This window comes from Niabella yanshanensis, assembly GCF_034424215.1.
In the GTDB taxonomy this organism is placed as follows: Bacteria; Bacteroidota; Bacteroidia; order Chitinophagales; family Chitinophagaceae; genus Niabella; species Niabella yanshanensis.
This window is the reverse complement of the sequence record NZ_CP139960.1, coordinates 3,861,310-3,876,381: the sequence shown is the minus strand read 5'-3', so window position 1 is coordinate 3,876,381 and position 15,072 is coordinate 3,861,310. Positions and strand designations below refer to the sequence as shown.

General features: G+C 41.8%; 15 protein-coding genes and 1 tRNA gene. 9 read left to right on the top strand and 7 right to left on the bottom strand.

The window, feature by feature from the left end:
* The first annotated feature begins 12 nt into the window (after nt 1-12).
* Complete coding sequence (locus U0035_RS16035; protein WP_114793033.1) at nt 13-1,038, top strand: App1 family protein phosphatidate phosphatase; 1,026 nt, start codon at nt 13-15, stop codon at nt 1,036-1,038.
* A gap of 33 nt (nt 1,039-1,071) precedes the next feature.
* Here U0035_RS16035 and tig read toward each other — a convergent pair whose 3' ends face one another.
* Nucleotides 1,072-2,469 (bottom strand): trigger factor, encoded by a 1,398-nt coding sequence (gene tig, locus U0035_RS16030; RefSeq protein ID WP_114793032.1) that lies wholly within the window; start codon nt 2,467-2,469, stop codon nt 1,072-1,074.
* A gap of 105 nt (nt 2,470-2,574) precedes the next feature.
* Nucleotides 2,575-2,656: transfer RNA gene (locus U0035_RS16025), tRNA-Leu, on the bottom strand.
* A gap of 283 nt (nt 2,657-2,939) precedes the next feature.
* Between U0035_RS16025 and U0035_RS16020 the strand changes: the two genes are divergently transcribed.
* The 4 genes from U0035_RS16020 to pabB all read left to right on the top strand — a co-directional run bounded on the left by U0035_RS16020 (nt 2,940) and on the right by pabB (nt 8,404).
* Nucleotides 2,940-5,186 carry a RelA/SpoT family protein gene (locus U0035_RS16020; protein ID WP_114793030.1) on the top strand — a complete coding sequence of 749 codons (2,247 nt, stop codon included), beginning with the start codon at nt 2,940-2,942 and terminating at the stop codon, nt 5,184-5,186.
* A 185-nt stretch (nt 5,187-5,371) separates the two neighbouring features.
* On the top strand, nt 5,372-6,634 hold the full coding sequence (locus U0035_RS16015; RefSeq protein ID WP_114793029.1) for an adenylosuccinate synthase: 1,263 nt from the start codon (nt 5,372-5,374) through the stop codon (nt 6,632-6,634).
* A gap of 77 nt (nt 6,635-6,711) precedes the next feature.
* Entirely contained in the window at nt 6,712-7,116 is a 405-nt protein-coding gene (locus tag U0035_RS16010) for a hypothetical protein (protein ID WP_162818012.1), read from the top strand.
* Nucleotides 7,117-7,189: 73 nt separating this feature from the next.
* Complete coding sequence (pabB, locus tag U0035_RS16005; protein WP_114793096.1) at nt 7,190-8,404, top strand: aminodeoxychorismate synthase component I; 1,215 nt, start codon at nt 7,190-7,192, stop codon at nt 8,402-8,404.
* Here pabB and U0035_RS16000 read toward each other — a convergent pair.
* The 3 genes from U0035_RS16000 to U0035_RS15990 are packed head-to-tail and all read right to left on the bottom strand — an operon-like array spanning nt 8,393 to nt 9,767.
* The gene (locus tag U0035_RS16000) at nt 8,393-8,770 is read right to left on the bottom strand and encodes a type II toxin-antitoxin system death-on-curing family toxin (RefSeq protein ID WP_114793025.1); all 378 of its coding nucleotides are present in this window, start codon (nt 8,768-8,770) and stop codon (nt 8,393-8,395) included. The genes pabB and U0035_RS16000 overlap by 12 nt on opposite strands.
* Nucleotides 8,767-8,955, bottom strand: a complete 189-nt coding sequence (locus tag U0035_RS15995; protein WP_114793023.1) for a hypothetical protein — start codon at nt 8,953-8,955, stop codon at nt 8,767-8,769. The genes U0035_RS16000 and U0035_RS15995 overlap by 4 nt, the downstream gene beginning before the upstream one ends.
* A 32-nt stretch (nt 8,956-8,987) precedes the next feature.
* On the bottom strand, nt 8,988-9,767 hold the full coding sequence (locus U0035_RS15990; protein ID WP_114793020.1) for a class I SAM-dependent methyltransferase: 780 nt from the start codon (nt 9,765-9,767) through the stop codon (nt 8,988-8,990).
* Between the two features lie 189 nt (nt 9,768-9,956).
* On the opposite strand from U0035_RS15990, the gene U0035_RS15985 reads away from it, so the two are divergent.
* Nucleotides 9,957-10,688: an esterase family protein gene (locus tag U0035_RS15985; RefSeq protein ID WP_114793018.1), complete on the top strand. Its 732-nt coding sequence runs from the start codon at nt 9,957-9,959 to the stop codon at nt 10,686-10,688.
* Nucleotides 10,689-10,724: 36 nt separating this feature from the next.
* On the opposite strand, the gene aat is transcribed toward U0035_RS15985, so the two are convergent.
* Nucleotides 10,725-11,384, bottom strand: coding sequence for a leucyl/phenylalanyl-tRNA--protein transferase (aat, locus tag U0035_RS15980; protein ID WP_114793016.1), 660 nt, complete (start codon nt 11,382-11,384; stop codon nt 10,725-10,727).
* A 48-nt stretch (nt 11,385-11,432) separates the two neighbouring features.
* Nucleotides 11,433-11,726, bottom strand: a complete 294-nt coding sequence (locus U0035_RS15975; protein WP_114793014.1) for an ATP-dependent Clp protease adaptor ClpS — start codon at nt 11,724-11,726, stop codon at nt 11,433-11,435.
* A 195-nt stretch (nt 11,727-11,921) separates the two neighbouring features.
* Here U0035_RS15975 and U0035_RS15970 point away from each other — a divergent pair, with 195 nt between their 5' ends.
* The 3 genes from U0035_RS15970 (at nt 11,922) to U0035_RS15960 (ending at nt 15,056) form a co-directional block, all read left to right on the top strand.
* Nucleotides 11,922-12,341 (top strand): hypothetical protein, encoded by a 420-nt coding sequence (locus U0035_RS15970; protein ID WP_114793010.1) that lies wholly within the window; start codon nt 11,922-11,924, stop codon nt 12,339-12,341.
* 203 nt (nt 12,342-12,544) lie between these two features.
* Complete coding sequence (locus U0035_RS15965) at nt 12,545-14,224, top strand: GMC oxidoreductase (RefSeq protein ID WP_114793008.1); 1,680 nt, start codon at nt 12,545-12,547, stop codon at nt 14,222-14,224.
* A gap of 148 nt (nt 14,225-14,372) precedes the next feature.
* Nucleotides 14,373-15,056: a gluconate 2-dehydrogenase subunit 3 family protein gene (locus tag U0035_RS15960; RefSeq protein ID WP_114793006.1), complete on the top strand. Its 684-nt coding sequence runs from the start codon at nt 14,373-14,375 to the stop codon at nt 15,054-15,056.
* Nucleotides 15,057-15,072 lie beyond the last annotated feature (16 nt).

The following is a 15,072-nucleotide window of genomic DNA, read 5'->3' as shown; positions in this document are numbered from 1 at the left end:
AAATATCAGTAAGTGTTAAAAAAATCCTTAAATAAAAAACTACACCTCATCAAAAAGCCGCATCTCAAAGTTTACGAAGGTTTCGGCAACGGCACCCACTGTACGTTGATGGGTCATGCTTTAACACAATCGGCCTCGCCACGGGAAATTTACAGAAACGGCTTTTTTCACAACACCCTTGCACTCCTCAAAACATTTATGATAAAAACAATGCCAGATGCCTGGATCCAGGTGAACTGGCAAGGAAAAGTATCCGAAACCCATACTGAAGCCGATGGTTTTTTTGTTATTGATTTACCAAACGATAAACCCCTGGAGCCAGGTGACTACACCGTAGATGTTGCATTAATAAGTAAAAACGACCGGAAGCTGCTGGACACAGCGACTTCTCATATTGTAATACCAGAAGTTAATCAGTTTGCTTTTATTTCAGACATAGATGATACCTTTTTAATATCTCACTCGGAGTCAATTTTGAAGCGCCTGAAATTACTGCTGACCCGCAATGCCTACAGCCGCAAGCCATTTGATGGTGTAGTAAAACATTACCAGGCCTTACAACTGGCTCAGACAACCGCCGATAAGCCCAACCCTTTCTTTTACGTAAGCAGCAGCGAGTGGAATTTATATGATTTTATCAAAAAGTTTATTGAAAAGAACGAATTGCCTGATGGTATTTGTTTGCTGAATCAAATTCAAAATTTGTCCAAGATTCTTAAAAGCGGGCAAAAAAATCACGCCAGTAAATTTGCCCGAATTGTAAGGATTCTCGAAGCCTACCCCACGCAACGTTTTATTTTACTGGGGGACGATTCTCAACATGATCCTTATATATATAGTTCATTGGTAAAAAACTTTCCTGAGCTTATTTCGGGTGTGTATATACGGTGTGTGGGCAAACAAAGAAAGCAGGTAGTGACAGCTGAGCTCGATCAGATTTCAGGCCGGGATATACCCGTTTGCTACTTTTTACACAGCAGTGAGGCGTTGAAACATTCTGAAAGCATTGGTCTGACCTATATGAAAAAAGGCGCCTAAAAGCGCCTTTCCTCTATTATTTTAGTATCCCTGTTAATGGTGAGCGTGTTGATGCTCGTTTACCATTTTAGAGAAATCTTCTGCACTGATTTGTTTGGCGGCAGGCTTGATCTGTGTTTCTGCCCATTCGAATACTTTCTGCGACTGGATACGATTATAAGCATCTTCTACATACTTACGATCCTTCATCATCCTGTCGATATAATCGTTAACCCAGGGCTGTTCGGTATCGTTGGGCATCATACCGCCCATGTAGCTGAATAATTGAGCCTGTGCAAAAGCTCTTAATTCATCTTGCTTTACATCGATCTTCTGATCTTTCATTATTTTTTCAGAGATCAGGGTCCATTTTAACTGGCTCAGGAAACCAGGCATTTCCTGGTCGATCTGCTCTTCTGTTTTGGCAGGCTGACCTTCCTGCTCCTGCGCATTTTGTGTTACCAGCCATTTGCGTAAAAATGCTTCAGGAAATTCGATGGTAGTATTTTCTACTAATTTGTGGAAGATCTGGTCCTGTACCTGGTTGCGGCTTTGAGAAGCCCAGTAGGCATAGATCTGATCTTTTACTTTAGCAAGGAACTCTTCCTCAGTTTTCACATCTCCTTCGGGGAAAAGCTGATTAAAGAATTCTTCGTCTAACGCTCTTTTTTCAAGCTCAGAAACTTTTGTAATATCAAGTTTAAAAGTCTTATTCCTGTCGGCTTCATTATCCTTGCTTAAACCTAAGTCAGAAGCGATGAATTCTAATTCTTTATCTTCAAATGCACTGCCCAACACTACAGTAATGCTATCGCCGGCTTTTTTACCGTTCAGTTCCTTTTGAATGGATTCAGCAAAATAGCTCAACAATAAAGAGTTGTCTTTTTTAACACCACCTTCAACAGGGTTGCCTGAGGCATCCACCTCTTCAAAAGTTACGTTGAGCACATTATTAGCGCCGTCTACAGCTTCCTTATCGGTCATATTACCATAACGATTCTGAAGCCTTTCCACTTCTTCATTAATCATCTCATCAGTAATATCAATATTGTAGCCGGTAATATCGGCCTTGGCTAAATCAGCTAATTCGAACTCAGGTTTCAGTCCTATTTCAAAATTAAAAGTATACTCACCCGGATTATTGAGATCAAATGCAGGAACATCCATCTCCATGGGAAGCGGTTGTGCAAAGATCTCAGCTTTCTCCGCCTGCAGGTGGTTAATCAGTTCTTTATCAACCGACTTCAATACTTCGTCGGTAAATAGAGAAGGACCGTACATTTTTTTGATCAAACCAGCAGGAACCTTACCAGGTCTGAAGCCTTGTATGCTGGCTTTCTTGCTATATTCTTTAAGGGATTTTTCGAAAGAGGGGAAATAATCGGCCTTATCAATTTTTACACTGATCTTTTCGTGTAACTGGCCTATCGGTTCTTTTGTAATTGTAGCCATGAGTATGTTTAAAATTAAAAAGTCCAAGGTTTAAGGTTAATAACTTTAAACCTGCCCGACCGGTCAGGCGGGCTTTTTAACCTAAAAACTTAAACATTTATAAAGTCCGGATGAAGGGACTCGAACCCCCACACCTTGCGGCATCAGATCCTAAGTCTGACGTGTCTACCAATTTCACCACATCCGGAAAAGAACATTTACCTCCGATATTTTATCGGAAGGGCAGCAAAAGTACGGCTTTTATTTAATATTGCAATTTTTTAATTGGCCGCATCAAATTTTCGCTGAACTTTGAGGCATAAGCTGGACTGCAAGGCGACCGATCATCTTTGTTTTCCGATTCAGGCGTTTGCCTTTCATCCAACATCTTTCTTGCTATAAAATTGTTATATTTTTATATATTACAGTTATAAAAGCCGCTACAGCGCATATTAGAAGCATATACAAAGAACAGACGCAGGAGACAGACAATGAAGACAATAGAGCAAAAGCCTAAATACAATTTAAACGAAGAGGAAGAAAAAAAGCTGATTGTGCGGGAATACCGCTCATTACTGCGGCTTTTGAAGGATAAGCTAAAACCGGGAGATAAAGATTTAATACGCCGTGCTTTTGAAATGGCCGCAGAAGCGCACAGCAGCATGCGGCGTAAAAGTGGCGAGCCTTATATTTTACATCCCATTGCAGTAGCAAAAATTTGCGTGGAGGAAATTGGGCTGGGTGTGCGTTCAACCATTTGTGCCCTGCTGCACGATACGGTAGAAGACACAGACGTCACCCTGCAGGATATTGAAAAAGAATTTGGCTCGGAGATTTCACGAATCGTTGACGGACTGACAAAAATTTCAAACGTTATTGACACAACCACCTCCCAGCAGGCTGATAATTTTAAAAAGATCCTGTTAACACTTACAGATGATCCACGTGTTATCTTAATTAAGCTGGCTGATCGCCTCAACAACATGCGTACAATGGATAGCATGAAGCGGGAAAAGCAGCTTAAAATTTCCTCGGAAACGGTTTACATATTTGCGCCACTAGCTCACCGGATGGGTTTGTATGGTGTTAAAACGGAATTTGAGGACCTCGCGATGAAATACCTGGAACCGGATATCTATAAAGATATCGCCAGGAGATTGGCTGAATCAAGAAGAGAACGCACCCGGTATATTAATGAGTTTATTAAACCCATCCGGGAAAAGCTTGAAAAAAATCACTTTAATTTCGAAATATACGGCCGGCCCAAAAACATCCACTCCATCTGGAATAAGATGAAAAAAAAGCAGGTGTCCTTTGAAGAGGTGTACGACCTGTTTGCGATCCGTATCATATTGGATAGCTCGCAGGAAAAAGAAAAAGAGGAGTGCTGGAAGGTTTATTCATTAATCACAGATGAATACACCCCTTCCATAGAGCGCCTGCGCGATTGGGTAAGTAACCCTAAAGCCAATGGTTATGAGGCGCTGCACACCACTGTGATGGGCCCCAGGGGTAAATGGGTTGAAGTGCAGATACGTACCAAACGCATGAACGAAATAGCGGAGAAAGGCCTCGCAGCGCATTGGAAATACAAGGAAGGTACTGCCAATGAAAACCGCTTTGATAAATGGTTTCAGCAAATCAGGGAGTCGCTTAATAATGAAGACCTGGACAGCGTTAACTTCCTGCAGGATTTTAAAACAAGCTTCCTTACCGAGGAGATTTATGTTTATACGCCCAAGAGTGATATCAAAATGTTACCGGCAGGCAGCAGCGCCCTGGACTTTGCCTTTGCCATTCACTCCGCTATCGGGGCTAAAACAATTGGCGCCAAGGTGAATCACAAGCTGGTACCCATCAGCCATAAATTGAGCAGTGGAGACCAGATTGAAATTATTACCAGCAATAAACAAAACCCTTCGGAAGACTGGCTGAAATTCGTGGTAACCGCCAAGGCCAAGAACAAGGTTAAAGAAGCCCTGAAGGAGGAAAAGAAAAAAGTTGCTGACGAAGGTAAATACACTTTACAACGAAAGCTGGAAGGCCTGGGTGTAACTATGTACCAGGGCAATATTGAAGCCATCGCCCAGTTTTATAAACTACAGTCCAACCTGGAGCTGTTTTACCAGATAGCAATCAAAAATATCGACTTAAAGGAGTTAAAAGACTTTAAAGTATTTGGCGACCGGCTGGAAGCTCCGCAGCCTGTAAAAATTACTGAGGTAAAACCCGATATTCCTCACACGGCGCCCGCTCATAGTCCCAAAGATGCGGAGCTGATTATTTTTGGTGAAAGCAGCGACAAAATCATGTACAACCTGGCTAATTGCTGCAAACCTATACCGGGCGACGACGTATTTGGTTTTGTCACAACAGGGAAAGGTCTTACCATACACCGGACCAACTGTCCCAATGCAGCCAAATTGATGGCTAATTATGGACACCGCATTGTAAAAACAAAATGGGCTAAAAATAAAGAAATATCGTTCCTTACCGGTGTCAGAATTATAGGTATTGACGACGTAGGAATGGTAAGTAAGATTACCAATCTGATCTCAGGGGAGCTGAAAATTAATATTGCAGCCTTGACCATTGAAGCCACAGAAGGCGTATTTGAAGGCAATATCAAAGTCTTTGTGCACGACAAGGAAGAACTAGACGTACTGGTAAACAGGTTACTGGAAGTTGGAGGAATTGAATCGGTAGAGCGTTTCGACACCGAAGATTTGCCCAAATAATAATTATTGGCTGGAAATATTTAATAATCATCAGCCAAAATAACTATTTATATACAAATGCGTGCTTTTTCCTCGCTGCGCCGCATCATTTTTATATATTTTTCAACACTTAATCTGATTTTCTTTTTTCGTAATCCGAACCCTTATTTTTGCACTTCAATTTTTAAAACCAAAAAATACAATAGATGGTAGATGTAATTTTAGGGCTACAGTGGGGCGATGAGGGGAAAGGCAAAATTGTGGATTATTTCGCGAAGGATTATGATGTTATAGCCCGGTTCCAGGGTGGCCCTAATGCTGGTCACACTTTATACAAGGATGGCAAAAAGCTGGTTTTGCACCAAATACCATCAGGTATTTTTCACGAAGGAAAAATCAACATCATTGGTAATGGTGTTGTATTAGACCCCATTACACTTAAAAAAGAATGCGAAAAAGTAGCAGAGTTTGGTATTGATCTGAAAAAAAATCTCTTTATCTCGGAGCGCACGAATATTATTATTCCTACTCACAGGGCTTTGGATAAAGCGTCCGAGCAGGCAAAGGGGAAAAGCAAAATCGGGTCAACACTTAAAGGTATCGGCCCGGCTTATATGGATAAAACAGGCCGTAATGCTTTGCGCGTAGGTGATTTGCTGCAGGACAATTTCCAGGAGCTTTACGAACAGTTACGCCAAAAGCACCAGGTAATGATCAATACTTATCATTTCACTGAAGACATCAGTGGCGATGAGAAAGAGTTTTTCGAAGCAGTAGATTTTTTAAAAGAACTGAACATTGTTAACGGCGAATACTTCATTAATAAGCTTTTACAAGAGGGTAAAAAAATACTGGCAGAAGGTGCACAGGGAAGCATGCTCGATATTGATTTCGGTACATTCCCTTTTGTGACTTCATCTAATACTATTTCCGCAGGTGTTTGCAGCGGTTTAGGTATCGCACCTCAACATATCAAAGAGGTAATTGGTATTACCAAGGCCTATTGCACCCGTGTGGGTAGCGGGCCCTTCCCCACTGAGCTGGAAAACGCTGACGGACAAAAATTACGTGATGTAGGCAATGAATACGGAGCCACCACAGGAAGACCGCGCCGTTGCGGATGGATTGACCTGGTGGCATTAAATTTTGCCTGCATGATCAACGGTGTTACCAAAATTGTAATGACCAAAGCGGATGTACTGGATAGCTTTGAGGAATTACAGGTTTGCACCGCATACAGCAAGGAAGGAAAAGAACTCACCGAAATTCCCCTGCGTTTAGACCTGGATCATTATGTTCCGGTTCTTGAAAAATTTGAGGGCTGGAATACAGATATAACGAAGGTAAAAGACTTTGCAGCGCTACCCGAAAAGGCAAAATCCTATATTGCTTTTATCAATAACTACCTTGGAGTGAATGTAGATTTTATATCAAACGGACCCGAAAGAGATCAACTGATTGTTGTATAATTTTTCAGAAAAATTACTTTTAAAAATTTGGCTATTTAAAAACTTAGAATAAAATTTACAGTATAATTTATTAGATCATGGCAAAGTCAAATAAATCCAAAGCAAGTGAAACGGACAAGGCTTACGATGAAGAAAAGCCGGTAAAAAAAGCTTCATCAAAATCGAAAAATGAGGAGGACTTTGACGAGGAGGATGATTTCCTTGATGAAGAAGAGACGCCCAAAAAAGGCAAAGCAGCTAAAAAAGACGACGACGATGACGACGATGTAGAGGACGAAGATGATGATTGGGATAAAGCTGAAGAAGATGATGATTGGGATAAAGACTTTGAAGAGTTTGATCTCCCCAAATCCAAAGGAAAAGCCGGCGGCGGTAAAAAATCTTATGATGACGACGATGACTTTAAAGTTGACGATGAATTCAAAGATTTGTTTGGCGGCGGCGGTAAAGACGACTTCGATGATGAAGACGACGACTATTAATCATCTTTTTATTTGATCAACTCAATTGCGCAGCAATTTTGTCGTAGAAGATATTAGTGTTTTTAAACAAAAAGTGTTGAATTGGTTAAAACAGTTCAACACTTTTTGTTTTTTAGACAGCAGCCAATACCAGGGAACATATGATTTCCTGGTTGGCGCAGGGGAGAAAACTATGTTTCAGTCTTCCGAAACCAATGCATTGGAAGCATTCCAGGCGTTTACGGCCAGACACAGGGGATGGCTGTTTGGCCATTTAGGATATGAGCTGGCCACGGTTGAAAAGATCAGCCACTCCGCAAAAGCCGATCAGCTCCTCTTTCCGGATATATTTTTCTTTGAGCCCCGGATCCTGCTAGTGTGTAAGGGGAATGAACTTACCATCGAAGCCCAATACCCTTACAAAGTTTTTGATGCTATTGAGCAATCCCCGTTTTTAGTTGCAGATACCAATAAGCCACTTCCACCGGTACAAAGCAGAATGACAAGGGAGGCTTATATCGCCACTATTGAGCAAATAAAAAAGCATATTCAACGTGGCGACTGTTACGAGATCAATTTTTGCCAGGAGTTTTTTATTGACGATGCAGATGTCGATCCTTTCTCATTGTTCGAAAAGCTGAACCAGAAATCGCCCAACCCATTTTCAGCACTTTACCGGTTAAATGATAAATGGCTGCTTTGTGCCAGTCCGGAACGATTTATCAAAAAAGAGAATGGCCGCATTTTCAGCCAGCCGATAAAAGGCACACTACGACGTACAAATAGTGGCAATGACCTGGAGAAAGAAAGACAATTACTGGCTGAAAGTGAGAAAGACCGGGCAGAAAATGTAATGATTGTAGACCTCGTGAGAAATGACCTTTCGCGCATCTGTAAAGAAGGCTCGGTACAGGTAGATGAACTTTTCGGCATTTATAGTTTCCCCCAGGTGCATCAAATGATCTCTACTATCAGCGGCACACTAAGTAATTCTGTAGATTTTAAAGATATCATCAATGCTACTTTCCCAATGGGCTCTATGACCGGCGCGCCCAAAGTAAAAGTGATGCAACTGATTGATCACTATGAAAAAAGCAGGCGGGGAATTTTTTCGGGAGCATTGGGATACATACAACCAGGCGGAGATTTCGATTTCAATGTAGTTATCAGGAGCATCATATATAATCAAACCACACAATATCTTTCTTTCCAGGCAGGTGGCGGCATTACCATTTATAGCGATGCAGAAAAAGAGTGGGAAGAAAGCCTTTTAAAGGCAAAGGCTATCAAGGATGTATTAAGTAGCTGATGAATTCTCCTTCAACCATTTTACGATGTCATCAAACGCTACCTGTCCTGTGGAAACTTTTATTGTGAAATCATAAGCTTCGTCTTCAGAAGCTATCAATAAGAATCCATAGTATTCTATTAAAGCTACCATAGCCAAAAAGCCTGTTCGTTTATTTCCGTCAATGAATGGATGATTAGCTACCAGGCTTTCATATAGTGCAGCAGCTTTTTCAAAAGCACTTTCATATAACTCACGCCCATCAATTGTCTGAAAAGGGCGGGCTATGGAAGACTGTAGCAATCCTATATCTCTAACCCCATCTGCGCCACCATATTTTAGAATTGAGAAGCGATGAATTTTCAGTATAGTTTCTAATGTTATCATTGGGCTAAACGCCTTAAAGTTGAGTCATAACGTTGGCTGATAGATTCTATATTTTTAGACAAATCGATCTCTTCATTTTTTTTGTTTAAGGACTCCAGATATTGTAGAATTTCGTCAATCTCTGCCTCATCCTTAATAGCTGCTAACTTTTCAAAAGCGATGGCTTTTTTTTCCAGTACACTCATTTCTTCAAAATTTAGTACCCAAATTTACTAAATTATTTTTCTGCGATGTAAAACAGGTCCAGGCAGTCGTTACCGGCCTCAGCAATAAAGAAGTCGCTCATTTTGATCTTAGCTACCATTTCGTTATCGTTATGTAGCATTTTCTTGCGGTTCCAGCGGTTTAAAAGGTCATAAGGCACCTGCAATACCCAGCGTGGTAAATGGTGCTGAAGATTCAAAAAGTCAAAACGGGTAATTCTGTCAACTGCTTTTTTGTTGGCATAATAATATTCCATCGCGGTATCATCGCCATATACTCCCAATGTTTTGACACTGCTAAAATCTTTTAACAACAAATCTTTCAATTCGGGAACCAGGTACTCCCTGATATGCCAGGGATTACGGGTGAGTGACATTTTTTTGTTAGGCGTGGTTACTATTAACTTACCACCGGGTTTTAATACACGATGAATTTCTTTGGTAAACAGCTTATCATTCTTTATATGCTCTATTACCTGGAAAGTGATCACAAAGTCAAAAGTATTATCTGGTATCCCCTCAAATGGAGGAATATTCATTTTAAGAAACTTGATATTCGAATGCTTCTGCAGTAAAGGCGCTACATTATCATTTTCAAATTTATCGATCGTCACAAAACGGTTTACCCTCGACGCTATCAATTCGATTCCATAACCGCTTCCGGTACCTATTTCCAACACATCTCCTGAAACCAGCTTCGCAGCTTCATCATAGGCCAATAGCGATCTTTGGTACACGTAATTGTCCGATGCATCTAATTGCGACACCCTTTCCGCAGTCTGTATCAATTTCATTTCCTCAATTTTTTTAAAACGCCAAAATTAGCAGAATCAGGCCGATAAACTAGCAGAAGGTTGGCCGGTAGCATCAATTAGTAAAAACCGGCTATTATTGAAATTTAAAAATTTTTCAAATTTGAAATAGCTGAAATATTGTTGATGTGGTATTAATATTCTATTTTACACAAAACATTAAATCAATATATGAATAGAAATGTCTTTAGCTGGCATAGTCCCTCCTTACATAAAGAAATGCCGATTGTCAGCTATGGCAATTATGGTTTTTCGTTATTGCTGGTCCCTACCGCAGCGGCAGATTACCTGGAATACGAGCGCTTTCAGTTAATCGACTCACTGGCCCCTTTTATTAACGCAGGTAAAATGAAAGTGTTTTCGGTGGATAGCGTAAACAACGAAAGCTGGATGAACAATAATATGGTGCCCTGGGACAAAGCGAATCGTCATGTGCAATGGAACAATTACATCTACAATGAAGTAATTCCCTATATCAAAAGTGAAACCAGCCCGGAAACACCGGTGTTTATCAGCGGCGCTTCATTTGGAGCCCTGCACAGTATGAATTTGTTTTTAAAACGGCCTGATCTGATCAACGGCGTGATTGCCATGAGTGGCGTTTATGACCTTACTTACTATAGCAATGGCTACATGGACGACAACGTGTATTTCAACAGCCCTCAACATTATATGCCTAATCTTTCAGACCATTACACACTGGAAAACATCAGGCGAAGCAACCATATACATATTTTAACGGGAAGCGGCTCTTATGAAGATCCCAGGGCAGGAGGAGATTTTGCGAAGATCTTATATGATAAGGGTATTAATTACGACTTCGATAATTGGGGAGAAAACTATAAGCACGACTGGCCCACCTGGAGGGACATGTTACCTAATATTTTCTCAACGCGCTTTTAATTTATCGTAAATGGTATCCGCCAATTGCAGGGATTCTTATTGATCATGCGTATCTGTCAGCAGCTTTAACAATCGCTGGAATTCGCTTCCGTCAATCATCTCTGCGCCCAGGCTCTCCAGGTATTCTGTATGCACCTGGCAATCTATTAACTGTACCTCCTCTTTTATAAGCTGTTGCACATATTTGGTAAACGCATATTTAGATGCATTACTTACCAGGCTAAACATACTTTCCCCAAAAAACACCTTACCCAACCTGATGCCATATAAGCCGCCTGCCAGGTTCCCATCCTGCCAGACCTCTGCGCTATGCGCGTAGCCTAACTGGTGCAGCCGGCAATAGGCTTCCACTATTTCATCGCCGATCCAGGTACCGGGCTGCCCGGGGCGATCAACGTTTTTACAATGACTGATCACCTCTTTAAAGGCCTTGTTCACTGTAAATTCAAAAGCGTTACGATTCAATAAGGGCCTGAGGCTCTTGCTGATTTTTAATTCTTTGGGAAATAATACAAATCGGGGATCGGGGCACCACCACAGTATAGGCGGCTGACTATACCAGGGGAAAATCCCGGACTGGTAGGCTAACAACAGCCGCTCGCTGGACAGGTCCCCTCCTATTGCCAACAAGCCATCTGGTTCGGCTAAATGAACAGGAGGAAACTGGATGGATTCATCAAGGGCAAAAATTGCCATTCTAATTCTTAAAAATAATAGGTAGGAGAATTTACAAAAACAACATACTTAAGATACCACCTCTTCAACAGTTGCATTAATACCCCGATCAATAATTGCTTCGCACATAGGTTTCAGATCGTCAAACTGGCCTGCCTTAACCGCATATTTACCTTTGAAATGAATGATATAGGCACATTGCTCTGCCTGCTCGAAGCTATGTCCGCAAATGTCCATCAATGTTTCAATCACCCATTCAAAAGTATTCACTTCATCATTCCAGACAATCAGCTGGCAGGATGAAGCAGTGAGTGTCAGTACATCCACATCTTCCTGGAACCTTGTATCTGTATTATTTTGCATACTGCAAAGATAATTTTTTTCGAACAACCTTGTTTATTTGGGAATATCGGTGGCAGCCAATCGGCAAATTCGTTGCTGTTATAGCAGCCATATATTTAGCTAAATCCTCAAACATTACTGCATGCAACCAATTCTCCGTCAGCACACTCCTATTATGCAGCGTTTTATAATCCGTAATCATTAAAAAAACTGATAATGAAAAAAATCACATCTTTTTTTATGTTGGGCACCATCGCTCTTTTATCATTTGCATCATGCAGTAAAACCCGGGACGGACTGGGAGTAGATACGGTGCGGAATAATGCCAGAACGGGTAAATGGGAGTTAACCCGGCAAATTTACCTGGCAAGTGCTTCCGAACCGGTCAGTTCCGAGAATCTCACCGCCGGCGCAGGCTGGGCAGAGTTCAAATCTGACAACAAGGTTTATATTTATAACTCCAGCGGGGTAGCAGATCCTGCATCTGCCAAAACCTACTCTTTCTTAGATACTAAAACCATTCTTTATGGCGGTGACCAATTTGAAATACAGGAGAATCTTGCCGGATCATTTCGCCGGATGACACTTCAGCGTTCTACCACTACAGGAAGAGAAGTATATATCTTTCAACGTTAAGAAATTAGACCTGATTATTTAAAATAATCCAGTCCCCGAGGCCAAGGGTTAAACCGTTAGCTTCGGGGTTATTTTTTTAAAAGTCTGGGAAAATATTTCCACGGATTGAATGATTTCAGCGATTTTGAATATCTTTAAAACCTGCTTGCAATGAAACAGCTTGCTATACTATTCGAAAACTATATTTAAAAGAAAACTTTGATATGGCAGATAACATTTATGATGCTATTGTTATTGGTAGTGGTATATCCGGAGGATGGGCCGCAAAGGAATTAACCGAAAAAGGACTTAAAACGATCATGCTGGAACGTGGGCGTGATATCAAGCACGTCCAGGATTATGTAAACGCCAATAAAAACCCCTGGGACTTTCCACATCGTGGCGGGCGTACGCAGGAAATGATCAAAGATCATCCTGTTTTAAAAAGAGACTACCCTTTAAATGAAACCAATCTTGATTATTGGGTAAATGAAAAAGAATGTCCCTATACAGAAACCAAGCGCTTCGACTGGTACCGGGGCTACCATGTAGGAGGCAGATCATTAATGTGGGGCCGCCAAAGCTATCGCCACAGCGATATCGATTTCGAAGCCAATGCCAAAGATGGCGTTGGTGTTGACTGGCCGATTCGCCATGCCGACCTGGATGCCTGGTATACCTACGCAGAGAAGTTTGCGGGTATTAATGGTACCAACGAAGACTTCCCGGGGTATCCTAATGGCCACCTGATGCCGGCCATGCCCATGAACTGCGTAGAAAAAGACGTTGCAGACCGGGTCAAAAAACATTATAAAGGATCGCGTATTATAACCAATGCCCGGGTAGCCAATATTACACAGCCATTACCTGGCAGAACTGCTTGTCAGTATCGTAATAAATGCTGGCTGGGCTGTCCTTTCGGCGCTTATTTCAGCACACAATCTTCAACACTGCCTGCGGCTATGAAAACGGGTAACCTTACTTTAAGACCCTTTTCAATCGTAACAAAAATTATTTACGATAAAGACACTAAAAAAGCAAAAGGGGTTGAGATTATTGATGCCGAAACGAATAAAACCTACGAGTATTTTGCCAAAGTGGTTTTTGTTTGCGCTTCAGCAATGAACTCTACATGGGTGCTGATGAACTCTGCTACAGATGTATGGGAAGGTGGACTGGGGAGCAGTAGTGGCGAGTTAGGTCATAACCTGATGGACCACCATTTCCGTTGTGGCGCTTCAGGCAGAGTAGAAGGTTACGAGGACAAATACTATTTTGGCCGCAAGCCGGGTGGCATTTATATTCCGCGTTTCAGAAACATCGGGAACGATAAAAGAGAGTACCTGCGTGGCTTTGGCTACCAGGGTGGCGCCAGCCGTCAAAACTGGCAACGCACCATTGCAGAATACAGCGTGGGCGCTGAGTTGAAAGAGGCGTTATCGGAACCAGGATCGTGGACAATGGGATTAGGCGCATTCGGAGAGATCCTGCCTTATCATGATAATAAAATAACGCTGGATAAGAACGTGAAAGACAAATGGGGCTTGCCGGTGTTAAATATTGATGCAGAGATCAAGGAAAACGAAATGAAGATGCGTTCCGATATGATGAATGATGCGGCTGAGATGCTGGAAGCTGCCGGATTGAAAGATGTACATACTTACGACAGTGTATACGGCTTTGGCCAGGGCATACATGAAATGGGGACAGCCCGCATGGGGCGCGACCCAAAGACCTCTGTACTTAACGGAAACAACCAGGTATGGGATGCCAAGAATGTGTTTGTAACAGATGGCGCCTGCATGACCAGTGCGGCCTGTGTAAATCCATCTCTTACTTATATGGCGCTTACTGCCCGTGCAGCCGACTTTGCAGTAAACGAACTCAAGAAAGGAAATTTGTAATACAGCGAGCAATTGGCAGAGGGTATTACTGTTTACTGACCATTTCAAGCGCAAGCTTACTAATAAACTAAATATCACTTTAAACTACAGAATAGATTTGGGGACTGTCATCCGTCAACTATCATCTGTTATCTTTAAATAAATTAACATGAACAGAAGACAAGCAGTACAAAAAGTTGCGCTATTAATGGGCGGCACTGTTTTGGGAGCAGAATTGTTCATTCAAACAGGTTGCAAAACCACTCCTAAAAAAGATGCGGCAGGAGCAGGCGCAGAAGTTCTTCCCGACTTTTTTACCAAGGATGAAATAGCCTACCTGGACGAGATAGCCGAAACTATTTTACCTAAAACAACAACACCCGGCGCCAAAGATGCGAAGGTGGGTGAGTTTATGCATGTAATGGTACGCGACTGTTATACGCCGCAGGATCAGCAGGTTTTTAAAGAAGGCATCAGTTCGATCGAAAAATTAAGTAAGGAGAAATACCAGAATGGCTTTATGCAAATGCAGCCTCAGCAAAGAACAGAATTGCTGACAGCGTTAGATAAAGAAGCCAAAGAATATACCGGCACCGATGACTACAAGGCCAAACAAGCCGCGCTCGACAAAGAAGAAAACGCCAAGGATTCTGTTGAAAGATCCAAAGGCAATTTCGGTTATGGCAGAGCCCGTTTGTCAAAACATTATTTCAGTATGATGAAGGAACTAACTTTATTGGGCTTCTTCACATCTGAACCAGGAGCTACCAAGGCCTTACGTTATGCTGCGGTTCCCGGTAAGTATGATGGCTGTATGCCTTATCAGAAAGGAGATAAAGGATGGGCTACTTAGAAGTCAGTCAGTTAAC

Coding starts and splice junctions, on each gene's coding strand:
- tig (WP_114793032.1), bottom strand. CDS start 2,469: ATGGCTACAATTACAAAAGAACCGATAGGCCAGTTACACGAAAAGATC.
- U0035_RS16020 (WP_114793030.1), top strand. CDS start 2,940: ATGAAGACAATAGAGCAAAAGCCTAAATACAATTTAAACGAAGAGGAA.
- U0035_RS16015 (WP_114793029.1), top strand. CDS start 5,372: ATGGTAGATGTAATTTTAGGGCTACAGTGGGGCGATGAGGGGAAAGGC.
- U0035_RS16010 (WP_162818012.1), top strand. CDS start 6,712: ATGGCAAAGTCAAATAAATCCAAAGCAAGTGAAACGGACAAGGCTTAC.
- U0035_RS16000 (WP_114793025.1), bottom strand. CDS start 8,770: ATGATAACATTAGAAACTATACTGAAAATTCATCGCTTCTCAATTCTA.
- U0035_RS15995 (WP_114793023.1), bottom strand. CDS start 8,955: ATGAGTGTACTGGAAAAAAAAGCCATCGCTTTTGAAAAGTTAGCAGCT.
- U0035_RS15990 (WP_114793020.1), bottom strand. CDS start 9,767: ATGAAATTGATACAGACTGCGGAAAGGGTGTCGCAATTAGATGCATCG.
- U0035_RS15985 (WP_114793018.1), top strand. CDS start 9,957: ATGAATAGAAATGTCTTTAGCTGGCATAGTCCCTCCTTACATAAAGAA.
- aat (WP_114793016.1), bottom strand. CDS start 11,384: ATGGCAATTTTTGCCCTTGATGAATCCATCCAGTTTCCTCCTGTTCAT.
- U0035_RS15975 (WP_114793014.1), bottom strand. CDS start 11,726: ATGCAAAATAATACAGATACAAGGTTCCAGGAAGATGTGGATGTACTG.
- U0035_RS15970 (WP_114793010.1), top strand. CDS start 11,922: ATGAAAAAAATCACATCTTTTTTTATGTTGGGCACCATCGCTCTTTTA.
- U0035_RS15965 (WP_114793008.1), top strand. CDS start 12,545: ATGGCAGATAACATTTATGATGCTATTGTTATTGGTAGTGGTATATCC.
- U0035_RS15960 (WP_114793006.1), top strand. CDS start 14,373: ATGAACAGAAGACAAGCAGTACAAAAAGTTGCGCTATTAATGGGCGGC.